This is a genomic window from Nocardioides sp. NPDC023903, assembly GCF_040639295.1.
Lineage (GTDB): Bacteria > Actinomycetota > Actinomycetes > Propionibacteriales > Nocardioidaceae > Nocardioides.
Genome location: NZ_JBEZZS010000042.1, coordinates 1 through 22,486 on the forward strand (window position 1 = coordinate 1; position 22,486 = coordinate 22,486).

The 22,486-nt window shown below is 68.5% G+C and carries 20 protein-coding genes and 1 pseudogene; 12 read left to right on the forward strand and 9 right to left on the reverse strand.

The window, feature by feature from the left end; genetic code table 11:
- Positions 1-94: 94 nt before the first annotated feature.
- A pseudogene (locus tag AB0F44_RS26795) lies at positions 95-205 on the reverse strand (histone-like nucleoid-structuring protein Lsr2); the annotation flags it as partial.
- A gap of 554 nt (positions 206-759) precedes the next feature.
- Here AB0F44_RS26795 and AB0F44_RS26800 point away from each other — a divergent pair.
- The 4 genes from AB0F44_RS26800 (at position 760) to AB0F44_RS26815 (ending at position 6,312) form a co-directional block, all read left to right on the forward strand.
- Complete coding sequence (locus AB0F44_RS26800) at positions 760-1,305, forward strand: AAA family ATPase (protein WP_357359923.1); 546 nt, start codon at positions 760-762, stop codon at positions 1,303-1,305.
- Positions 1,306-1,364: 59 nt separating this feature from the next.
- Positions 1,365-2,432: a hypothetical protein gene (locus AB0F44_RS26805; protein WP_357359925.1), complete on the forward strand. Its 1,068-nt coding sequence runs from the start codon at positions 1,365-1,367 to the stop codon at positions 2,430-2,432.
- 62 nt (positions 2,433-2,494) lie between these two features.
- Positions 2,495-3,160 (forward strand): hypothetical protein, encoded by a 666-nt coding sequence (locus AB0F44_RS26810; RefSeq protein ID WP_357359927.1) that lies wholly within the window; start codon positions 2,495-2,497, stop codon positions 3,158-3,160.
- Between the two features lie 122 nt (positions 3,161-3,282).
- Positions 3,283-6,312, forward strand: a complete 3,030-nt coding sequence (locus tag AB0F44_RS26815) for a family 16 glycoside hydrolase (protein ID WP_357359929.1) — start codon at positions 3,283-3,285, stop codon at positions 6,310-6,312.
- Between the two features lie 21 nt (positions 6,313-6,333).
- Here AB0F44_RS26815 and AB0F44_RS26820 read toward each other — a convergent pair whose 3' ends face one another.
- Both AB0F44_RS26820 and pyrE read right to left on the reverse strand, forming a co-directional pair.
- A complete protein-coding gene (locus tag AB0F44_RS26820; RefSeq protein WP_350661231.1) occupies positions 6,334-7,008 on the reverse strand; it encodes a DedA family protein in 675 nt (224 codons plus the stop codon).
- Positions 7,009-7,052: 44 nt separating this feature from the next.
- On the reverse strand, positions 7,053-7,589 hold the full coding sequence (pyrE, locus tag AB0F44_RS26825) for an orotate phosphoribosyltransferase (RefSeq protein WP_350715851.1): 537 nt from the start codon (positions 7,587-7,589) through the stop codon (positions 7,053-7,055).
- A gap of 19 nt (positions 7,590-7,608) precedes the next feature.
- Here pyrE and AB0F44_RS26830 point away from each other — a divergent pair, with 19 nt between their 5' ends.
- On the forward strand, positions 7,609-8,775 hold the full coding sequence (locus AB0F44_RS26830) for an aminotransferase class I/II-fold pyridoxal phosphate-dependent enzyme (RefSeq protein WP_357359931.1): 1,167 nt from the start codon (positions 7,609-7,611) through the stop codon (positions 8,773-8,775).
- Here AB0F44_RS26830 and AB0F44_RS26835 read toward each other — a convergent pair.
- A complete protein-coding gene (locus AB0F44_RS26835) occupies positions 8,772-9,503 on the reverse strand; it encodes a VTT domain-containing protein (protein ID WP_357359933.1) in 732 nt (243 codons plus the stop codon). The two genes, AB0F44_RS26830 and AB0F44_RS26835, sit on opposite strands and share 4 nt — an antisense overlap.
- A 155-nt stretch (positions 9,504-9,658) precedes the next feature.
- Here AB0F44_RS26835 and AB0F44_RS26840 point away from each other — a divergent pair, with 155 nt between their 5' ends.
- Positions 9,659-10,297 (forward strand): TrmH family RNA methyltransferase, encoded by a 639-nt coding sequence (locus tag AB0F44_RS26840; protein ID WP_357359989.1) that lies wholly within the window; start codon positions 9,659-9,661, stop codon positions 10,295-10,297.
- A 67-nt stretch (positions 10,298-10,364) separates the two neighbouring features.
- Here the strand turns inward: AB0F44_RS26840 and AB0F44_RS26845 are convergent, their stop codons facing one another.
- From AB0F44_RS26845 to AB0F44_RS26860, 4 genes are all read right to left on the reverse strand, one after another.
- Complete coding sequence (locus AB0F44_RS26845; protein ID WP_357359935.1) at positions 10,365-11,141, reverse strand: septum formation family protein; 777 nt, start codon at positions 11,139-11,141, stop codon at positions 10,365-10,367.
- Between the two features lie 207 nt (positions 11,142-11,348).
- Positions 11,349-11,912 carry a dihydrofolate reductase family protein gene (locus tag AB0F44_RS26850; RefSeq protein WP_357359937.1) on the reverse strand — a complete coding sequence of 188 codons (564 nt, stop codon included), beginning with the start codon at positions 11,910-11,912 and terminating at the stop codon, positions 11,349-11,351.
- 69 nt (positions 11,913-11,981) lie between these two features.
- Positions 11,982-12,473, reverse strand: coding sequence for a SigE family RNA polymerase sigma factor (locus AB0F44_RS26855; RefSeq protein WP_357359939.1), 492 nt, complete (start codon positions 12,471-12,473; stop codon positions 11,982-11,984).
- The gene (locus tag AB0F44_RS26860; protein WP_357359941.1) at positions 12,470-13,630 is read right to left on the reverse strand and encodes a hypothetical protein; all 1,161 of its coding nucleotides are present in this window, start codon (positions 13,628-13,630) and stop codon (positions 12,470-12,472) included. The genes AB0F44_RS26855 and AB0F44_RS26860 overlap by 4 nt, the downstream gene beginning before the upstream one ends.
- A gap of 93 nt (positions 13,631-13,723) precedes the next feature.
- Here AB0F44_RS26860 and fbaA point away from each other — a divergent pair, with 93 nt between their 5' ends.
- The 4 genes from fbaA (at position 13,724) to AB0F44_RS26880 (ending at position 18,739) form a co-directional block, all read left to right on the forward strand.
- Positions 13,724-14,815: a class II fructose-bisphosphate aldolase gene (gene fbaA / locus AB0F44_RS26865; RefSeq protein WP_357359943.1), complete on the forward strand. Its 1,092-nt coding sequence runs from the start codon at positions 13,724-13,726 to the stop codon at positions 14,813-14,815.
- Between the two features lie 264 nt (positions 14,816-15,079).
- Complete coding sequence (locus tag AB0F44_RS26870; protein WP_357359944.1) at positions 15,080-16,801, forward strand: fibronectin type III domain-containing protein; 1,722 nt, start codon at positions 15,080-15,082, stop codon at positions 16,799-16,801.
- 559 nt (positions 16,802-17,360) lie between these two features.
- A complete protein-coding gene (locus AB0F44_RS26875; protein WP_350661264.1) occupies positions 17,361-18,083 on the forward strand; it encodes a GntR family transcriptional regulator in 723 nt (240 codons plus the stop codon).
- A gap of 8 nt (positions 18,084-18,091) precedes the next feature.
- A complete protein-coding gene (locus tag AB0F44_RS26880) occupies positions 18,092-18,739 on the forward strand; it encodes a cache domain-containing protein (RefSeq protein WP_357359946.1) in 648 nt (215 codons plus the stop codon).
- On the opposite strand, the gene AB0F44_RS26885 is transcribed toward AB0F44_RS26880, so the two are convergent.
- A complete protein-coding gene (locus AB0F44_RS26885; protein WP_357359948.1) occupies positions 18,731-20,209 on the reverse strand; it encodes a DHA2 family efflux MFS transporter permease subunit in 1,479 nt (492 codons plus the stop codon). The genes AB0F44_RS26880 and AB0F44_RS26885 overlap by 9 nt on opposite strands.
- 86 nt (positions 20,210-20,295) lie before the next feature.
- Between AB0F44_RS26885 and AB0F44_RS26890 the strand changes: the two genes are divergently transcribed.
- Positions 20,296-20,709, forward strand: coding sequence for a DUF3151 domain-containing protein (locus AB0F44_RS26890; RefSeq protein WP_350844192.1), 414 nt, complete (start codon positions 20,296-20,298; stop codon positions 20,707-20,709).
- A 240-nt stretch (positions 20,710-20,949) separates the two neighbouring features.
- Positions 20,950-22,431, forward strand: a complete 1,482-nt coding sequence (gene lysS / locus AB0F44_RS26895) for a lysine--tRNA ligase (RefSeq protein WP_357359992.1) — start codon at positions 20,950-20,952, stop codon at positions 22,429-22,431.
- Positions 22,432-22,486 lie beyond the last annotated feature (55 nt).

Below are 22,486 nucleotides of genomic sequence, written 5' to 3' on the forward strand. Positions count from 1 at the left end.
GGTCGTGTTGACCGGGCGACGGGCGTTGGCGGCAAGAACGATGTCAGCGGTCGCCGTTTTGAGGAGGTCGCGGTCGAGGGTTCGGTACTCCTCGAGACAAGTCCATCTCGTAGGCCGCGCCATCCACGGCGAATGACACCGTTTCCTCGGCCTGAGACTTGCCGTCGTAGTCATCGACCAGGGTCACGACGACCTTGCGTGCCATAGAGATAATCCCTTCACGGTTACCGAACGCGTACAGGCGAAAAAACAATCGTAGCCAGTAGATAACAGATCTGTTGCGCCGCCTGGAGCGCCGGGGCCCTTCTCGCACCGCGGCGTACACCAAGACCCCGGTCAGCCCCGGAGGAGATCGGCTCCACCAACGGTGGCTCGCCCCCACGGTTCGGGCTGTACTGCGGTTTCGCGAGGCCCAGCCGAAGGCATCCTCGGGCTCCGCTTACTGCGCCTACCCGACTCCGGCAGGCCGTCGCCACCGTCGTTCTCGGGCCGCTCGGGCTCGCGCGCAGCTTCCTTCGCGCCGGACGTCATGACCCAGCGCTGCCGGCACCTGTCCGGTCCGGGCGTTCGCGCCAGGTGGCGGCCGCCCCGGCGGGCCCTACGGTCACCCGGTGACGTCGGCTCCGTGGTTTGGCGTTGACCAGTGTGATATCCCCGCCATAGTGGGCCAGCACGCGGTGGTCCATGACCGCGCGCCACAGCGGAACTTAGGTGCCCACTCGGCCGACGTACGTGACGCTTCGGCAGTAGTCTCCTCGCGTGCGCAAGGGTCGGATCATCCTGCTCAACGGGGCGTCGAGCTCGGGGAAGAGCAGCATCGGGCAGGAGCTGCTGCCGCTGCTCGAGGACCCGTGGTTCCTGGTGCCGGTCGACGGGATCAGCGGGATGCGGTCGACGGTCCATACGTGGGAGCTCGACGATGCGGGGATCGCCGAGATGCTGCGGCGGACACGGCTGGGCTATCACCGCACGGTCGCGGCCCTGGCCTCGGTCGGCAACGACGTGATCATGGACTACCCGCTGAGCGAGATCTGGCGGCTCGAGGATCTGCTCGAGGTGCTCGACGGCTACGACGTCACGCTCGTCGAGGTCTGGTGCTCGCCGGAGGAGCTCGAACGCCGGGAGGCCGCCCGCGGCGACCGTCCAGCCGGTCTCGCCCGGTCGCAGACCCTGGTCTACTCGCACGCGTACGACATCCGCGTCGACTCCACCACGGCGACCCCGGCCGCGTGCGCGAAGGAGATCGCCGAGGCTCTTCCCGCTCTCACCGGGCCCAAAGCCTTCGACCGCCTCCGCGCCGATTAGGCACGTACGTCGCCCTCGCGGCGCGCGGGGTTGGCAGGGATGAGAAAATGATTCCCGACATGTCTGAAACGAAGCTTCCCCGCCCCGGTCAGGCCACCCTCGCCGGGTGGCTCATCGTGCTCGGCTCATTGCTCACAGTGGTGACGGCCTGGGACCAGATCTCCGGGCTGCGCAGCCTGGACACCCGGGAGCGGGTGGAGGAGGTGCTGGCCGAGCCGCCGCTGGCCGGCTCCGGGATCGGCCTCGACAACATCCTCGACCTCATGCACGTGATGGCGCTGGTCACCGGTGCCATGGCGGCCGCGGCGGTGATCCTCGGCTGGCATGTGCTGCAGCGCAACAAGCAGGCCCGGCTCGCGCTCACGGTCATCGCGGCGCCGCTCTTCTTCGCCGGGATGTTCGGCGGAGGGTTCTGGTCCACGCTGTCCGCGGTGGCAGTCGTACTCCTGTGGATGTCGCCCACCCGCGACTGGTTCGACGGCGTCTCGCCGACCAAGCGGGAGGCGCTCGACAGCGGCGACCCCGACCAGGAGTCGTACGTCGCGCCGGCTCCGCCGGCGGCCCCGATCGCTTCGACGGATTCGCCCTCAGCCACAGACTCGACCGCCGGTCCGGCTCGGCTCTCGCAGCAGCAGCCGCCGCCGTGGACCGGTGCGATCGCCCAGCCCGCCAAGGTCGCGCCGAAGCGCCGGCCGGGCGCCGTGATGGCGGCGGCCGTGCTCACCTGGATCGGCTCCGGGTTCACCGCGCTGATGATGCTCGCCTCGGCGGTGACGGCGACCGCCAATCCCGACCTGATCCTCGACCAGGTGCGCAAGCAGGCGGCGAACGACCCGAACATGCGGGAGGTGGCGGGGCTCTACACCACCGACGTCATCGTCGCCTCGGCCTGGATCATGGCCGTGCTGGTAGCCCTCGTGTGCGTCGCCGCCGGAGTGTTCGCCGCCTTCGCGATCCGCCGCCATTCCTGGGCCCGGGTCGCGCTGATGATCTCCGCCGGCATCTCGGCGCTCTCGCTGCTCCTCTTCGCACTCGCCTTCCCGCCGGCGGTGGTCCTCTTCGGCGCCGCGGTCGCGACCTTCTCGTTCCTGCTGCGGCCCGAGGTCGCGGCCTGGTTCCGTGGCTGAAGCGGAGGCCCGCGGAAGTAAAGCAGAGCGCCTGACCGTGCGGGCCGGATAGGCTCCGCGACATGTCAGATCAGTACGGCTCCTTCGACAACCCCTACGGCGGCGAGCCGCCGTTCCAGGGGCAGGAGCCGCCGCCCCCGACGCCGTACGCCCCGCCCCAGCCGTACGTCGCCCCGCAGCCGACGCAGCCGCAGCAGCCCCAGGGATGGGGCCAGGCGCCCCCGGCCTACGGCCAGTACGCGATGGGTCAGCAGCCCCCGGCGTACCTTCGCCCTCACTATCCGCCGCCCGATCCCGACACCCGCCCGGGGACGGTGGTCGCGGCGTCGGTCATGACGATCGTGGGGTCGGTGATCGCCCTGCTGATCTCGGTGTTCATGGTGCCCGCGGGGATCGCCGACTACAACGACCCCGCGTCCACGGACAAGGGCGTGACGATGGCGATGATCATCTGGTTCGCCGTCTGTGGCGTGCTCAGCCTGGTCGCGATCCCGCTCGGGATCATGGTGCTGTTCCGTTCCAAGGTGGCCCGAATCCTGCTCACCGTGGTCGGCTCGATCGCCGCACTGCTCTCGCTCTTCGTGGTGCTCTATCCCGCGCTGATCATCGCCGCGCTGCTGATGCTGTACGTCGGCAGGGCAGGCAACTGGTTCGCCCGGCGGAAGCCCGTCGACCCCTGGCAGCCGCCGATGCCGGGCGCGGGACCGCCGACCCACCAGCAGTTCTGACGACCAGCCAAGTCAGGACATTTCAAACTGACTTGCGAAAGTTCCAAAACTTCTTGACGAAGTTCATCGGCGCCTCTACCTTCTGATGTGGCACTCGTCACATCCCCCTCGTGGAGGCCCCGATGACCCGTATTCCCCCGTCCAGGGCCGTGCTCGGCTCACTCGTCGGCCTGTCGGTCGTGGCCGCGCTCCTCGGCAGCGGCCCGGCCACCGCCGCTGAAGAGGCGGAGCTACCACCGCAGGAGCCCGGCGTCACGCTGCGCACCTACGACATGGCTCGGCCCATCGACCAGCTGTGCACGCTGCGCGCAGGCCAGACGCCCAACGTCGACAAGCTCACCTCGCTCATCGACTACGACTCTCCGGCCGACTTCGGCCTCGCCGACCGATTCATCTCCCACGCCCTGGCCAACCTGAACATCGCTACCGCCGGGTCCTACGACTTCCGGCTGATCAGCGACGACGGCTCCCGACTGGTCATCGACGGCGAAGAGGTCATCGACCACGACGGCCTCCACGGGGAGACCCCCAAGGACGGCAGCGTCACCCTGAGCGAGGGCTACCACGACCTGCGCGTGGAGCACTTCGAGGACGGCGGCGGCGAGGTGCTGCGCCTGCAGTGGCGCCCGCCGGGCGCCGCTGACTTCTCATTGGTGCCGACCGAGGTCCTGAGCACCGAGGCAGGAGTGGTGCGGGTGACCGCGCCAGGCACGAAGTACTGCGAGGGACAGAGCGACTCCGCCGGTGACGGCATGCAGCTGGACAGCGTCCACCCGGCGTACGACCTGACCGACCTGCGGCCGGAGGGCTTCGAGCCGATGGTGGCCGCGCTGGACTGGGCGGCGGACGGCCGGCTCGCCGTGGTGACCTCCGGGTCGGTGAGCCCGTCGGGCTGGGTGGAGGACCCCGAGCCGGGCGAGATCTTCCTGCTCAGCAACCCCCGCACCGCCACCGGGCCCGAGGACGTCACGGTCGAGAAGGTCGCGACCGACCTGTTCAACCCGATGGGCGTCGCCGTCATCGACGAGTCGATCTTCGTCTCCGAGCGCGACCAGCTCACCGAGCTGACCGACCCCGACGGGGACGGCTTCTACGACCAGCACCGGAAGGTCGCGGAGTGGCCCTTCGGCGAGAACTTCCACGAGTTCGCCTTCGGCCTCCTCCACGACGAGGAGAGCTTCTACGTGAACCTGTCCGTCGCCATCAACTTCGGCGGCGCGACCACCGACCCGCAGCCGGCACGCAATCGCGGCACCACGCTGAAGATCGACCGCAACACCGGTGAGGTCACCTACCTTGCCGGCGGGCTGCGTACGCCCAACGGGATGATGCGCGGACCCGACGGCGACCTCTTCGTGATGGACAACCAGGGCGCCTGGCTGCCCAGCTCCAAGCTGGTGCACGTCAAGCCGGGGAGGTTCTTCAACCACTACACGAACCCGTCCGGCCCGTTCGACGACAAGCCGGTCACCGGCCCGGCGCTGTGGGTGCCGCAGGGCGAGATCGGCAACTCCCCGAGCAGTCCCATGATGCTGGAGAAGGGTGCGTACGCCGGTCAGATGATCTTCGGCGACGTCACCTACGGCGGCCTGCAGCGCGGCTTCCTGGAGAAGGTCGAGGGCGAGTACCAGGGTGCCGTCTTCCGCTACTCCGCAGGCCTAGAGGCGGGGGTGAACCGCACCCTGCTCGGTCCCGACGGATCGATCTACGTCGGCGGCATCGGCGAGGCGGGCAACTGGAGCGAGCCGGGCAAGCTCCGCTACGGACTGCAGCGGATGAGCCCCGCAGACGGCAAGGCGTTCGACATGCACCAGATGCGCGCCACCCAGAACGGCTTCGAGATCCGCTACACCCAGGCGCTGTCCCAGGAGACGGTCGACAAGATCGCCACTGATCCCAACGCCGCGTTCCGGATGACCCACTGGCGCTACGCGCCGCGCCCGACGTACGGCGGTCCGAAGGTCGACGAGCGACCGCTGTTCGTCTCCGGTGCGGAGGTGTCTGCCGATCGCACCAAGGTGACGCTCACCGTCGATGGCCTGGAGGAGGGCCGGGTCGTGCACCTGCGCTCGCCGCGGCCGTTCACCGGCGTGGGCGGTGAGGAGCTGTGGAACACCGAGGCCTGGTACACCCTCAACGAGATCCCGGGGTACGTCTCGCCGGCCGATCGCAACTACCTCGAGGCTGAGCAGGCGACCCTGCGCGGCAGCGCCAACGTCGCGGTCGAGCACAACGGCTACTCCGGCTCCGGCTTCGTGGACGGCTTCGGCAACGTCGGCGCCTCGGTCACCTTCGACGCGCAGGTCGCTCGCGCCGGGACGTACCCGGTCCGGCTGCGCTACGCCAACGGCCCCGACCCGGCGCCCGGTACCAAGCGGGTCTCGGTCCACCTCAACGGCACCGAGGTCGAGCCGTGGGCGCTGGAGTCCACCGGCGACTGGCAGACCTGGGGCACTGCGACCCGGTCGATGAGGCTGAAGGCCGGGGTCAACCGGATCACCGTGAGCTACGAGCAGGGCGACGAGGGGAACGTCAACCTCGATGCCCTCAAGATCGGCGGCGGCGAGGACATCTGTACGCCGCAGCGACCCGCCCCGGGCTACAAGTCGCTCTTCGACGGGACCCTGAGCTCACTGGCCTCGTGGCGGATGGCCGGACCGGGCTCGTTCGGCCGGCAGGACGACTGCTCGCTGCGTACGACCAACGGCCTGGGCCTGCTGTGGTACGCCGAGCAGGAGTTCAGCGAGTACAGCCTGAAGCTGGACTGGAAGCTGGTCCGCGATGACAACGGCGGCGTCTTCATCGGCTTCCCGAACCCCGGCAATGACCCGTGGGTCGCGGTCAATCAGGGCTACGAGGTCCAGATCGACGCCAGCGACGCCCCGGATCGCACCACCGGCGCCATCTACACGTTCCAGGGAGCCGATCCGGAGGCCGTCGCTGCCGCTCTCAAGCCGGTCGGTTCGTGGAACTCCTACGACATCCGAGTTGAGGGCTCGACCGTCAAGATCTTCCTCAACGGGAAGCTGGTGAACGACTTCACCAGCACCGATCCCGCCCGCGACCTGGCCGGCTTCATCGGCATGCAGAACCACGGTGGTGGCGAGACCGTCTACTACCGCAACGTCCAGATGAAGGAGCTCACCGACTGACGCGCGATCCCGGCAGCGGGGTCAGGAGACGAGCGAGTCGTCCTTGGCCCCGTTGTCGGATCCGCGGACGATCTTGTAGATGCGCAGGCCGATCCAAGCCACGACGGCGACTGCCACGACCACGATGACGACGTTCTGGAAGCGGCCGACGATCGGCTCGACCTTCTCCCAGTTGTCGCCCAGCTGGTAGCCGGCGACGACGAAGATGGTGTTCCAGATCGCCGAGCCGACGGTCGTGAGGAGCAGGAACTTCCAGATCGGCATCCGGGTGACCCCGGCGGGCACCGAGATCAGCGACCGGAAGATCGGGATGAAGCGGCCGAAGAAGACCGTCCAGGCGCCGTACTTCTCGAAGAACGCCTCGGTCTTCTCCAGGTCGGAGGTCTTGACCAGCGGCAGCTTCTCGCCGATCCAGTAGACCCGCTCACGGCCGATGGCGGCACCGATCAGGTAGAGCACGAGCGCACCGACGACCGAGCCCAGCGTGGTCCAGATCAGCGCCTCGGCGATCGTGAACCGGCCCTGCGCGGCGGTGAACCCGGCCAGCGGCAGGATGATCTCCGAGGGCAGCGGCGGGAAGAGGTTCTCCAGCGCGATGCCGAGCCCCGCACCCACCGGGCCGAGCTTGTCCATCAGGTCGACCGCCCAGCCGGCGACGCCGGTGAGCTCCTCGGGCTGGGTGGCGGTGAGGATCATGATGCTCTCTTCGAAGTATGTGGGTGGGCCAGGCGGCCCGAAGCCTATGAGGCCGCGTTGACCGCGTCCAGATCGGCCCGGGTCAGCACCGACCGGATCTCCAGCTCGACATCACGCAGGGACTCACCGGGTTCGGGCGACCGGTCGATCGCACACACCACAGTGTCCACGACCGCACCAAGCGGACGGAGCGCGTTGACCGCGTCGCGTACGGCACCACCGGAGGTGATCACGTCCTCGATCAGGGTCACGCGCTTGCCCTCGAAGGACGGACCCTCGGCGAGCTTGGCGGTGCCGTACTCCTTGGCCTTCTTCCGGATGAAGATCGCCGGGATGCCAGTCTTGGCCGACACCATGGTCACGATCGGGATGCCGCCGAGCTCGAGGCCGCCGAGCAGCTCGGTCCCCTCCGGGAGCAGCTCGACCATCCGTGCTGCGACGCGGTCCAGCAGAGCCGGGTTCGCCTCGAAGAGGTACTTGTCGAAGTACGTGTCGCTGACCTGCCCCGAGCGGAGCGTGAACTCCCCGTGCAGGCGGCAGGTGGCGTCGATGTCGGCAGCAAGGGTCTGGTCCGTGGTCACGGCCCCTAGCCTAAGTCGTATGACTGCGCGACGACTCCACGGCATCCCGCCGACGATCTTCTCCGAGATGTCCGCCCTGGCCGCCGCCACGGGCGCGGTCAACCTCGGCCAGGGCTTCCCCGACGTGGACGGCCCCGACGAGATCATCAAGGAAGCCGTCGCTGCGTTGGAGGGCGGACGGAACCAGTACGCCCCCGGCCCGGGCATCCCGGCGCTGCGCGAGGCGGTCGCTGCCCACCAGGAACGCCACTACGGCCTCACCTTCGACCCGGCGCGCGAGGTCGCGGTGACCACCGGCGCCACCGAGGGCATCGCGGCGGCGATCCTCGCCCTGGTCGACCCGGGCGACGAGGTGATCCTCGTCGAGCCCTACTACGACAGCTACCCGGCCATGGTGCAGTTCGCAGGAGGCGTACGCCGCCCTGTGACGTTGAGCCTGGACGCGTCCGCGTCGGGCGGGAGACTGCCCCGCGAGGCGCTCGAGGCGGCCGTCTCCTCGAAGACGAACGTGCTCCTGCTCAACTCTCCGCACAACCCGACCGGCACGGTGCTCACCCGCGACGAGCTCGAGACGGTCGCCGCCTTCGCGATCGAGCACGACCTGACGGTGGTCTCCGACGAGGTCTACGAACACCTCACGTTCGACGGCGTGGAGCACATTCCGATCGCCACGCTCCCCGGGATGCGCGAGCGCACCCTGACGCTGTCGAGCATCGGCAAGTCCTACTCCTTCACCGGCTGGAAGGTGGGCTGGGCGACCGGCCCCGAGCACCTGGTCCAGGCGCTGCTGGGCGCCAAGCAGTGGCTGACGTTCACCTCCGGTGCCCCGCTGCAGCCGGCCGCTGCGTACGCGCTCGAGCATCTCGACCACTGGCCCAAGGAGCTCGCCCTCGACCTGCAGGGGCGGCGCGACCTCCTCTGTGACGGGCTGAAGGAGATCGGCCTGGACGTGACGATTCCGGAGGGCACCTACTTCGCCGTCACCGACATCAGCGGGCTCGGCTGGAGCGACGGGCTCGAGTTCTGCCGGGCGCTGCCCGAGCGGGCCGGCGTCGTGGCCATCCCGCTGCAGGGGTTCTACGACAGCGACGCCGGGAAGCACCTGGTCAGGTGGACCTTCACCAAGCAGCGCGAGGTGATCGAGGAGGCCCTGGACCGACTCGCCCGAGGGCGACTGACGCGCTAGCGGTCGGCCCGCGTCTCCGCGTCGTCGTCGGCCGGTGCGCGCGGTGGCACGGCCATCCCGAGGATGTCGCGGTCGGCGTGACCGTCGTGGTCGAGGTCCGTGGCCAGCCGCGAGGCCGTACGCCGCCGGCGCCACCACTCCACCATCGCGGGCAGGAACGCGAGCGCGAAGAGCAGCAGGACCAGGTAGTCGATGTTGTCGGCCAGCCAGGGCCAGCGGGATCCGACGAAGAAGCCGAACAACGTCACCGCGAGGACCCACAGCACGCCGCCGACGAGGCTCCAGAAGTAGAACCGTCGCCGGTCCATGTGGGTGACCCCGGCGACGACGGTGACATAGGTGCGTACGAACGCGATGAACCGGCCGATCACCAGCGCCTTGTTGCCGTGCTTGTCGAAGAACTCACGGGTCTGGTCGAAATGCCGCTTTTTGATGAAGCGGCCGTCGCGTTCATAGAGCCGTGGACCGATCTTGCGGCCGATCTCATAGCCAGTCACGTTGCCGGCGAATGCCGCCACGACGAAGAAGAGCATCGCGATGACGATCTCGACGCCGGGAGGGCCGGGAAAGATGTCGATCTTGCCGGTCGCGATGAAGATTCCGAGCGCGATCAGCAGACTGTCACCGGGCAGGAACGGGAAGAAGAGACCGCACTCGATGAAGATGATGATGAGGCTGATCCAGAAGAGCGGCTCGCCGAAAGTGGCCAGCAGAAAGTCCGGACTCATCCATTCCAAACCGGCCATCATCGGCGCAAAATTCCCTGCACCTGTCACGGGCCCTACGGTACCCATAGGTAACAACTATTGTTATCGAATATTCTGACTCGTCGATGAACGAGACACGACCGTCCGAGTCTGAATCCAGAGCGCCCTACGACCCGATGCCCCATGGGCAGCCGGAGGTCGGCCTGGGCCCGTGGCCAGGTGATTGGCCCGAGGGGGAGCACTGGGATCCTGAGCTGCTGGCCAACGGCGACCGCCGCAACGTGGTTGATCGCTACCGCTACTGGACGCTCGAGGCGATCGTCGCCGACCTCGATCAGCGCCGCCACGGCTTCCACGTCGCCATCGAGAACTGGCAGCACGACTTCAACATCGGCACCATCGTCCGCACCGCCAACGCCTTCCTCGCCGCCGAGGTGCACATCGTCGGCAACCGCCGCTGGAACCGCCGCGGCGCGATGGTCACCGACCGCTATCAGCACGTCCATCACCACCCGGACGTGCCCGCGCTCGCGGCGTACCTCCATGAACGAGACGTACGCCTCCTCGGCATCGACAACCTGCCCGGCTCACTCCACCTGGAGACCATGGAGCTGCCGAAGTCGGTCTGCTTCCTGTTCGGGCAGGAGGGCCCGGGGCTCTCCGAGCAGGCCCGCGAGAGCGTCGACGGCACCTTCTCGATCGCCCAGTTCGGCTCGACGCGATCCATCAACGCCTCCGCCGCCGCGGCGATCGCGATGCACACCTGGGTCGTCCAGCACGCCGATCTGGGTTCCGACGAGGCTTGGCGCGGCTGACTCGCTGAAAACGCGTCGATCCCCGGGGCGCACCCCGGGGATCGACGCGTTGTGACCGATCAGTGGATCAGTTGGAGTTCCGCTCGTAGCAGACGACCCAGTGGTCGCCGGTCTGCCACTCGTACTTGCTCGGCTTGCTGTAGGCCCTGGTCCGGGCCGGGCAGTTGAGGCCGACGGCCCGCTCGAACGAGGCGGTGGTCGGGTAGGTCGTGCCGGCCTTCTTGAAGGCGGAGATCGACTTGTAGGTGTGCGAGCTCAGGCAGGAGTACGGCCCGGCGTACGTCGAGCTCATGCAGCCACGGGTCCGCTGGGTGAGCGATACGCCCTCGAGGAACTTCGCCCGGTTGGTCGGCAGGTTCTTGAGGGTGTCCTTGCCCGGCAGCACGACGTCGCAACGGAACCAGCGCTGGCCGGCGTTGAACTGCTCGACGTTCGGCACGAAGAACGCAGTGGTGTACGCCGACTGGTTGCGCTTCGAGTAGGTGCTGCCCAGCTTGTCCCGGAGTGCGCGGACGCAGGTCTTGACCATATGGGAGTAGTTGGCCTCGCGGGTGAGGGACGCCGCGGTGCGCGTCGTACCGGCGACGAGGGTGCCCAGCGCGATGGTCTTCGCGGTGTGGGCATCGCTGCACGAGACCTTCTTGCCGGTCTGGGACCAAGCGCCGTAGGCGGTCCAGCCGTAGTTGTAGCAGGTGCCGACCGTGGGCTTGGGCGGCACAGCCGCGTCGGCCTTGGTGGCGGTGAGTCCGATGAGGGAGAAGACACCGATGACGAGCCCGAGGATGAGGGCGGCCGTCATGGGCTTCTGCGCGGGCGCGAGCGCGCCGGCACGAAGACGAGACATGATCGTGCTTTCGAATGGGTGGGATGTGGCCGCTGAATCCTCGCAGCGAGATGCCCAGTGGGGCATAGTCAATTCGGGTGGTTGTAACCGGGTTACGACCCGGTGTCACCCAGGAGAACACGACCCGCTAAAGTTAACTCCGGGTCGCCCGGATGTGCCCCACTTTCGTGGGTGCGTGGCCTCGGGGCCGGGCGGCAGCGGGGGCTTTCAGTGCCTCTCGATCCGGTAGCGGATCTGCACCTGCTCGCCGGTCTGCAGGACGTCGATGACTCGCATCCGCTTGCTGGTGATGCGGCGGGGGAGCAGTGGCGCCCCGGCGCCGAGGGTGACCGGACAGATCCCGGCGACGACCTCGTCGAGCAGGCCGGCGTCGTCGAACTGGCCGACCAGGTCCCCACCGCCGACGAGCCAGATCCCGCCGTCGACCGTGGCCGCGATCTCGTCGTAGACGGGATTCACGTCGCCCTGCACGAAGCGCAGCTGTGTGCCCTGTACCTCCGGCAGGTCGGTGGCGTGCGTGAACACCCACACCGGGCGCTCGTCGTAGTACTCCCGCCACTTCTCCGGCCCGGTGAGCAGCTCCGGATCGTGGTCGATCATCCAGCGGTACGTCGTGCCGCCCATCACCAGCGCCGCCGACTCCGCCATCAGCCGCTCCCAGGAGCTCTCGTCGTCGCCGTGCGGCGTCTCGAAGAGCCAGTCCAGCGAGCTGTTCTCATCGGCGATGTAGCCGTCCAACGACGTTGCGGTGAAGTAGGTGACCTTGGGCATGCCCCTGACGCTAGGCGCGTCAGGGGCATGCCCGCCCGACCGTTCTTGCTCTGTCTCCTGCTGGTCAGGTCACCTCCGGGAGGCGTCCCCCCGCTCCAGACAGGTACGCAGCGCGGCGAGGCCGCGCGAGGAGTGGCTCTTGACGGTGCCCTCGCTGATCCGCAGCTCGCGCGCGGTCTCGGCGACCGACAGCTGAAGCCAGTGGCGCAGGACGACCACCTTGCGCTGCATCTCCGGCAGCGCCTGGAGCGCCGCGAAGAGCTCGGACCGCTCCTCGAACCGTGCGGCGGGCATGGGCCGCTCTGGGATGTCGCCCGAGCGTTCCCGCTTCCACCACGGCCGCCGGGTCTGGTCGATGTGGGCGCGGACCAGGATCGTCCGGACGTACGCCTCCTCGGAGCCTCGCTCGACCTTCCGCCACGCGGCGTACAGCTTCAGCAGCGACGTCTGCACCAGGTCGTCCGCCCGGTGCCAGTCGCCGCACAAGGCATAGGCAGTTCGCAGCAGGTGCGGGCGTCGCGCGGCGACGAACCCGGAGAATTCCTCATCGCGTGTGCTCACCGGAACAACGACCCTCCGCCCATCTCGTCGGTCTCGCGTGCCTTGACGATGGCCAGGGCGTCCTCGAGAGACCGCGTGCCGCGGTCCTCGGACCGAGGCTCGACCGCCAGCTCGATGGTGTAGACGAGGGTGAGGCCGTCCTTCTCGCGAGCGATGGCGAACTGTTCCTTCCCCTTGATGGTGATCCGAGCCGCCGCAGACCGGGTGGCGCCTTGGGCGAACTTCTCGCCGAGATCAGGATTGGCAACCTGCTCGAGGATCTCCACGCCGCCCTTGATCGGGACGAGCTTCGATCCAGCCCCGAACTCGATCGCCTCGGACATGGACGCGCTGTAACCGCTCGTGCCCTCGGCCATGTCCCTCTCGATCTCCTTGTCCCGGCGAGCGATGTACTCGTCGATGGTCTGCCCCGGAGCGGCGTACGCCACCCCGTAGCCTTCACCGCCGCCTCCGCTCTCTGGCTTGTCCCCGCTGAAGAGGATCCACACCTCCATGCCCTCGCGCTCGGCGACAGCCGCCTCCGAGTCCCAGGGCAGGTCATAGTCGAGCGGGTTGTCGACCTTGCGCGTGATCGTCCAGCCGTCGCCGACCCGGATCGACCCACCGACCGACCATCTGGGTCTGACGTGGTGTGCGGCCACGTCCTCGGCCCACTCGCTGAGGCTCTTCCCGTTGGTCCGAGCCGCGTCGGCGTAGGCGATCTCGGTCGAGTTCATGAAGTTCGCGTAGATCGTCTTCTCACCATTGGTCGCGGCGAGGAACAGCTGGGAATAGTCGGACCCGATGAGTCGGCGGATCTCCTTCCGCCCGATCCGGTCGGCCTCCTCCCAGCCGTCGTGGAAGGTGACCTCCTTCGTGTCGAAGTCGTACCTGAGCGGGGAGTCGTCGCTCAACGGCGGCTGTGTCGGATAGGCGTCGAGCGCCTCATCCGCCTCCGACTGGGTCGCGATCGGCGGGGTGGGTGCCGCCCGGTCGTGCCACGGTGCGTACGCAGACCCCAGGCCGATCACGGCCGCGACGAGAAGAGCGGTCCCGCCTACGGCGACGGCCTGCCGGCGGCGTACGGCCCGCTTGCCGGCGGCCACCAGACCAGCCGGATCCGCGGGTCTGGGTGGGGGGTGCGGGATCGCCCGGTCGAGGGCGTCGTGCCAGTCCATGGTTCCTCCAAGTTCAGTCTCACCCCTGGATACGGATCCCGCGGCAGATCGGTTGTCCTGCTTGATCGATCCAACTCCGAGCGTTGGCAAAGGGTGGTCAGGGGCGCATTACGCTGGCCACCAGCGCACCGGTCGACAACGGATCTCAAGGAGAACCTCCAGATGCCCATCGCCACCCCCGAGAAGTACGCCGAGATGCTCGCGACCGCGAAGGAGAAGGGTTTCGCCTTCCCCGCGATCAACGTCTCCTCGTCGCAGACGCTCAACGCGGCACTGGCCGGCTTCGCGGAGGCCGGCTCGGACGGCATCATCCAGATCTCCACGGGCGGCGCGGAATACCTCTCCGGCCCGACGGTCAAGAACATGGTGACCGGCTCGGTGGCCTTCGCCGCGTACGCGACCGAGGTCGCCAAGTCCTACGACGTCAACATCGCGCTCCACACCGACCACTGCCCCAAGGACAAGCTCGACGGCTTCGTACGTCCCCTCCTCGAGCTCTCCGCCGAGCGCGTCCAGCGCGGTGAGGCGCCGCTGTTTCAGAGCCACATGTGGGACGGGTCCGCGGTGCCGCTGGCCGAGAACCTGCAGATCGCCGAGGAGCTGCTGGCAAAGGCCAAGGCCGCCCACATCGTGCTCGAGATCGAGGTCGGTGTGGTCGGTGGCGAGGAGGACGGCATCGTCGGAGCGATCGACGACAAGCTCTACTCGACCCCCGGGGACGCCATCGCGACCGCCGAGGCGCTGGGCGTCGAGGGCTACCTGACCGCGCTCACCTTCGGCAACGTGCACGGCGTCTACAAGCCGGGCAACGTCAAGCTCCGTCCCTCCATCCTGCGTGACGCGCAGGACGCGGTCGTCGCCAAGCTCGGCCTGCCGGCCGGTGCCAAGCCGTTCGACCTCGTCTTCCACGGCGGCTCCGGCTCGAGCGCCGAGGAGATCGCCGAGGCGGTCTCCTACGGTGTGGTCAAGATGAACATCGACACCGACACCCAGTACGCCTACACCCGCGCGGTCGCCGGCCACATGCTCGCAAACTACGAGGGCGTTCTGAAGGTCGACGGCGAGGTCGGAAACAAGAAGCAGTACGATCCTCGCGTCTGGGGCAAGCTCGCTGAGGCCGGTATGGCCACTCGGGTCGTCGAGGGTGCCCAGCATCTCGGTTCTGCGGGCAATTCCATCGGCTGAGCGACACGCCGGGGATGGGCCAATGGTCCCGGTTCGGAAAACGTTGTGGCACACGGCATAGCAAACTCGGGCTTATGTCGTTGTGCCGGTCATTGGTAAAGCGATTCAATGCCCTAGCTGGACGGCGACCCTCGGGTAACAAGGTCGAACCGTCCCTTCGGCGTTGATCTTGGGAGGGACATCCTCGGTATGGAAACCACTGCGCGAAACCGCACAATCGGCGGAATCGTCATAGGCGCGATCATTCTGATCCTGCTACTCGTCTTGTTCTCGTGCACCGTAAACAGCGATACACAGAGCTCGCCGAAGAAGGATCCGACCACCGGGGAGTCTTCGCTCCCCAGTGATCCGGACACTCTTGAGCCCGACGACAAGCCCTCGGAGAAGGACTCCGACGAGCCGGAGGTCGTCGACGACGACATCGTCCCGGCTGCCAACACCGGCGTGACCTTCATCCCCGCGGGCAACGTCCCGTCGGGCAGCACGCCCACTTGTGAGCTCGACCCGAGCGCCTGCGAGGACACTCGTCCCCCGGGCGCCGGTGTGGACATCTGCGAGATCCGCCCGGACCTGACCCAGTGCCAGCCGCCGGCCCCGCCGACCACCCCGCCGGGTGACGGTGAGCCGACGACCCCGCCGGACGACTGCCTGCTCCCCTTCGGCCTGCTCTGCCCGGAGGACCCCGGTCCCGAGGACCCGGGCCCGGAGGACCCCGGCCCCGGTGACCCGGAGGACGAGACTGCTCCTGACCCGGTCACGGTCAGCCCCTGCGTTGTGAACAGCAACACCTCCGTGACCATCGACTGGTCCGAGGCGAAGGACAAGAGCGGGATCAAGCACTACTCGGTGACGTCGCGTCCCAACGCCGGCGAGCCGGGTGACACCGACAGGACCTCGGCGACCTTCAACGACCTTCGGGCGGGGGAGACCTACACGTTCTGGGTCACCGCGACCGACAAGGCCGACAACGAGTCCGTGGACAGCAACGAGGTCGACTGCGTCATGGACGTCACGGCGCCTGGGGTGCCTGCGGACCTGACCGTTGAAGAGGGCGACCCGAGCGACAGCACGCTCAACGTGAGCTGGTCGGATTCCGAGGACAACGAGAACGGCGTCGGCGACGTCTCCTACAACCTCTACCGCGACGGCGAGCTCATCGCGTCCGGCAACGACACCTCCTTCGAGGACACCGGCCTGAAGGCCGGCACGGAATACACGTACTCCGTGCAGGCCGTGGACGGTGCCGGCAACGAGTCCGCGCGCTCCGCCGGGGTCTCGGGTAAGACCACGAAGGTCGCGCCGACGGTCCCGACCGGTCTCGACGCGAGCAACGAGGGCCCGCTGGGCTTCGACCTCGCGTGGAACCCGTCGACGGATGAGGACAGCGTCACGCCTGCTGCTGAGATCGACTACCGGGTCAGCGTCACCGGCGGAATCTGCGTCGGCGGCACGACCACCGGCGAGACCACGTTGCGTGTGACCTGCATCCTCCTGTGGGACACGGTCCAGGTCACGGTGACCGCGATCGACGGTGACGGCAACGAGTCGGCCCCCAGCCGGAGGCTCACGGTGAACTCCGACGGCAGCGAGGCCAGGGAGCTCAAGGGCAACAGCGCGCTCCGCTCGAACACCCCGGGCGAGGACAAGTCCGACGCTCCGGGCGAGAGCCCGGTTCCGTCCGACGCCCCGGACGTGAAGGCTCCGGACGTGGAGGCTCCGGTCGAGGAGCCGACCGAGGAGGACGCGCCGCTGCTGCCGGGTCTGGATGACATCCTCCCGGGCGGCGAGGACACCGCTGAGGCTCCTGCTGAGGAGCCGGCCGAGCCGGAGGCGACGCCGAGCGAGTCGGAGTCCCCGGCCGCGCGGCCGACGACCGAGGAGCCTGCTGACGAGGCGACCGAGGAAGCTCCCGCCGAGGAGGACGAGGGTGGCCTGCTGGACAACATCGGTGACGCGCTGACCAGCGCCGTGGCCGCGGTGTTCTAGCCGATACACGCCGACAACAAGGGCGGGGAGAGCCGTGAGGCTCTCCCCGCCCTTGTCGTTGTCTGGGTGCCGTCGCGCGAGTGCCCCACTGTGCCGGAGAGGTCCCCACACAAGAGCACGTTCCCCACGCGCCGGAGGGTGGGGAACGTACCTTCGCGTGGGGGAGTCGCCGGAGGCGTGCGAGGCCCGCCTGATGCTCACCGAGGTAACTCGGTCGGCCGTCACATCCATCGTGGAGTTCCGCGCGGGAAGTGCTCACTCACCGAGTTACCCTTCGACAGGCTCAGGACATCGCCTCGGTGGGCATCCATCCGCACAGACGGCCGAAAACCAAGGAGTCGGATGCCCAGCGCCCCCCACAAGCCCTGGACATCCGACGATCTTGGGTGACCGACACCAGTGTGCGTCAGCCGTGCGCACAGGTTAGGCATAGAAACGCCCATGGATCCAGATGGTTAAGACGAAATTCATGAAGTTTCTGTGCGCATTCGAACAGATTCGAACAGATCTGGGGGCCGAATCATCTAGATCCATACATTACGATTTCGGTGTGCGTGTGATGACCTCCCGAGCTCGCGCGGCGATCTTCGCCCCGATCGGCGACGAAGGCCGGGCTGCCCGCGTCGAGAATCGGCTCGCGGAGGCGATCCGCTCCGGCGTACTCGCACACGGCGAGCGGCTCCCGAGCGAGCCCGAGCTGGCCCAGATGCTCGGGGTCGCGACGGTCACCGCACGCGAGGCGTTGGTCGCACTGCGCGCCAAAGGTCTGGTGGTGACGACCCGGGGTCGTGGCGGTGGTTCGTTCGTACGTGCCCCGGAGAGCGGCGACCTCGTCGAGGACCGGCTCGCCTCGATGTCGCGGGTCGAGCTGCGTGACCGGGCGACGGTCTATCTGGTGGTGCTCACCGGTTGTGCGGAGATCGCGGCGGAGCGTACGGACCCTGACGAGGTCGAGGACCTGCGCGACCTGCTGATCCCGCTCAACGTCAGCGACGTCGCCCGCTGGCGCAGCGCCGACAGCGAGCTCTACCTGTCGGTGGCCGCGCTGACCCAGTCGGCCCGGATGACGCGCGAGGTGGTGCGCCAGGAGGCCGACTTCGGCGCGCTGCTCCGGATCCCGCTCAACGAGCCGGGCTTTCGGGAGGCCACGGCCACCCGCCATCAGGAGCTTGTCGAAGCCCTCGCAGCAGGAGATGCTGTCAGGGCACGGGAGAGCGTACGTGAGCACGTCGCTCACTCCCTTGAACGCTTGGCTGAGATCCATGAGGCGGTGCGACGATGAACAGGACGATGACTCCCATCGACTGTGTGGCTCAGGTCGAGCAGCATTTCGGGCCGATCGTGACCGAGCTCGAGCGCGTACGCGACGAGGTCGCCGCGCTCTTCGAGGCCGGCCCGGTCACCACCGCATCCCTGCGGGAGCGGCTCGAGCCCGGCTCGCGGGAGTTCCTGCGCAACCCCAACCTCATCGGTGGTGGCTTCGTCGTGGCCCCGGGCGTGCTCAGCGACCGCCGGCTCTACCTCGTCTGGTGGCAGGGCGAGGAGCGTGACTTCCTCGGTGAGGCCGATGCGCCGGGCACCGGAGAGGCGATCGACTACACCCGCCAGCCCTGGTATCGCTCCCCGGAGCGCACCGGCGAGCTGACCCTCGTCGGGCCGTACGTGGACTTTGTCTGCACCGACGAGTACGTCATGACCACAACGATGCCGGTCTACGCCGGCGGTCGCATGGTCGGCGTCGCCGGGGCCGACACCCTGGTCGAGACGCTCGAGACGATGCTGCTGCCCGGGCTGCGCGAGGCCGGCGCGACGCTGGTCAACGGCCATGGCAAGGCGATCGTCTCGGCTGACCCGCAGCTGGCCACCGGCGCCCCGCTCACCACTGCCCGCGACATGATCCCGTGCCGCGGGCTGCCGCTCTCCGTCGCTCTAGGCTGACGGCTTCACCATGTGACGCGGCGTGGTGAAGAAGAGCACCGCCACGAAGCCGACCGCCAGCGCGACCGCCGGCAGCAGCATCACCTCCGACATCGCCTCGGCGAACTTCGAGGCCACCTCGGGAGGGATCGAGGAGCCCGCCGCGGTCTCGTGGCCGCCGGCCAGCGATCCGCCGAGGCCGTGGGCGTTGAGGCGGAGGTCGATGAGCACGGCGACGGCGGCGGAGCCGATCACCGATCCGACCAGGCGGGTGGCGTTGTAGACGCCGGCACCCGCGCCGGCCAGCCGCATCGGCACGTTGCGGGTGGCGGTCGCCGCCAGGGGTGCCCACACGGCCGCCGAGCCGAGCCCGAAGACGGCCATCGGCACCAGCAGCTGCCACAGCTGGGAGTCGACGGTCATCGGCACCGCGAGCCAGAAGAGCGAGACGGCGCAGAGGAAGAAGGCGACGCCCGTCAGCAGCCGCGGGTGCACTCGGTCGCTCAGTCTGCCGACCAGCGGCGCTGCGACCAAGGAGACCAGCGCCATCGGAACCATCAGCATCGAGGCCTCGAGCGCGGTGTAGCCGCGGACGAGCTGGGCGTACAGCATCAGCGGGAAGCCCATGGCGACCGCTGCGAAGCCCATGCAGGAGATCGCCAGACTGGAGACGGAGAAGTTGCGGTCGGTGAAGATGGACAGCGGCACCAATGGCTCGTTGCGGTTGCGAGCCTGCCACCAGACGAAGAGCGCCATGATCGCGATGCCGCCGGCGACGAGCGCCCAGGTGAGGGCGTCCCAGCCGCGCTGCTCGCCGTTCTGCAGGCCGAAGACCACACAGAACATCCCGACGCCGCTGAGCGCCACGCCGAGCCAGTCGAAGACGTGCGAGTGGGTCTCCAGCGCGGGGACCATCAGCCAGTTGAGGACGATCGCGATGATGCCGATCGGCACGTTGACGAAGAAGATCCACTCCCAGCCGCCGACCGCGACCAGCGCCCCGCCCGCGAGCGGTCCGACGAGCGTCGCGATGCCCGCCGTCGCGCCCCACAGTGCCATCGCCGCGCCCCGCCGCGCGGCCGGGAAGATCCGGGTGATGGTCGCCATCGTCTGCGGCGTCATCATCGCTGCGCCGAGGCCCTGCACCGCCCGCGCGGCCACCAGCGACTCGATGCTGCCGGCGAGCCCGCACCACAGGGACGAGGCCGTGAAGACGGCCAGGCCGGCGATGTAGACCCACTTCGGCCCGAAGCGGTCACCGAGCCTGCCCATGATCAGGACCGGCACGGCGTAGGCCAGCAGGTAGGCGCTGGTCACCCACAGCACCGCGTTGGCGCTCGCGTCGAGCTCGGCCATGATGTCCGGCGTCGCGACGGTCACGATCGTCATGTCGACCAGCAGCATGAAGAAGCCGATGCACAGCGCGAACAGCGCCCGCCACGGGTGCTCGGTCGTCTGCGCTGAGGTCGTCTGCGTCACGGGCTGGGTCATGGCCACAGTCAACACCCGCGCGCCGACATCTCGCTGATCGTCTGCCCGGGGAAAGACGGTCGGTGGCTGCGGGCACAATGGTGCGTATGACCCACCAGGACCTGATGGCCGGACCGCCGCCGACCCACCTTCCCGCCGACCCCGCGACCGACGAGCTGGCCGCCGGCACCGACCCCGCCGAGGTCGTACGCCGCCACCCGGCCTCGCCCTCTGCCTGGGCCGCGCTCGCCACGGCCGCCAAGGAGGCCGGCGCCGAGGACGTGACCATCTACGCCTACGCCCGCGTCGGCTACCACCGCTCGCTCGACATGCTGCGCCGCAACGGCTGGAAGGGCCACGGCCCGGTGCCGTGGGAGCACGAGCCCAACCGTGGCTTCCTGACCAGCCTCGCCCTCCTCGCCGAGCAGGCCAAGGCGATCGGCGAGACCGAGGAGTGGGAGCGCTGCAGCGAGTTCCTGCGCGACAGCAGCCCCACGGCGTACGACACGCTTCTGGGGTGAATCAGGGCCCGCCCAGGACCTGGTCGGCGCTTCGCGCCGCCATGGCACGCACTCGGCGGCGTTGCCCCGCCTCGGAATGCCCCGGCATGCCTTCGACGGGGCGCCTTGCCGAGCACGCACCCTGACGGCGCGAAACATCCACCCAGTTCCTGGCCGGGCCCTTCCGAATCGCGTCGGACCAGCGATTTCGCCTAGCCTTGACCCGTGACTGAGCAGACCGCCAACGCGCCAGAGCCCCACCTGAACGAGCCCACTCTCGATGAGCAGAGCATCGTTCGGCGCGAGAAGCGGGAGCGCCTGTTGGCCGAGGGCAAGAAGGCGTACGCCATCGGGGTCGGCCGCACCCACACGCTCGCCGAGGTGCGCGAGGCCTACGAGGACAAGCTCGAGGCCGGCGACGAGACCCAGGACGTGGTCACCGTCGCCGGTCGGGTCATGTTCGTCCGCAACACCGGCAAGCTCGCGTTCGCGACGCTGCAGGAGGGCATCGGCACCCGGCTCCAGGTGATGCTCTCGCTCGCCGAGGTGGGGGAGGAGTCGCTCGCGGAGTGGAAGAGCCTGGTCGACCTCGGTGACCACGTCGCCGTCACCGGCCGGGTGATCTCCTCGCGGCGCGGTGAGCTCTCCATCATGGCCTCGAGCTGGGAGATGGCGTCCAAGGCGCTGCGGCCGCTGCCGGTGCTCCACAAGGACCTCTCCGAGGAGGCCCGGGTCCGGCAGCGCTACGCCGACCTGATCGTGCGCCAGGAGGCGCGCGACATGGTGCGTACGCGCGCGAAGATCACCCAGGCGATCCGCCGCCGTCTGGAGGACGACGGCTACCTCGAGGTCGAGACGCCGGTCCTGCAGCTCATCCACGGTGGCGCGCACGCGCGGCCGTTCAACACCCACATGAACGCCTTCGACCAGCCGATGACGCTGCGCATCGCGCTCGAGCTCAACCTCAAGAAGGCCGTCGTCGGCGGCGTCGACAAGGTCTACGAGATCGGCCGGATCTTCCGCAACGAGGGCGTCGACTCCACGCACAGCCCCGAGTTCACGATGATCGAGGCCTACCAGGCCTACGGCGACCAGTTCACCATCGCCGAGGAGATGCGGCAGATGTATCTGGCCGCCGCCGACGCGGTCGGCTCGCGCCAGGTCGAGACGGATGCCGGCGTCATCGACCTCGACGGCGAGTGGAAGTGGCTGCCGGTCTACGAGGGTGTCTCCGAGGCCGTCGGCGTCGAGGTCACCCCCGACACCGACGTCGACACGCTGAAGGCGCTCGCCGACAAGCACGACGTCGAGCTCGACCCCGCCTGGGGTGCTGACAAGATCGTCATGGAGCTGTGCGGTGAGCTGGTGGAGCCCCACCTGATCCAGCCGACCTTCCTGTGCGACTTCCCGGCGATCGCCCAGCCGCTGGCGCGGATCAACGACGAGGAGCCGGGCAAGGTGCTCGCCTGGGACCTGATCATCGGCGGCGTCGAGCGCGGCACCGGGTTCACCGAGCTGATCGACCCGGTGGTGCAGCGCGAGGTGCTCACCGCCCAGTCCCTCCTCGCCGCTGGCGGCGATCCCGAGGCGATGCAGCTCGACGAGGACTTCCTGCGGGCGCTGGAGTACGGCGCCCCGCCGATGGGTGGCCTCGGGCTCGGCCTGGACCGGGCGATCATGCTCTTCACCGGCGCGGGGATCCGCGAAACGATCCTCTTCCCGCTGCTCAAGCCGGAAGCCTGACGCGGCAGCTCGTTCCTTCGTCAAGGTATGCAGCCGAAGGCACGCTTCCCATGCG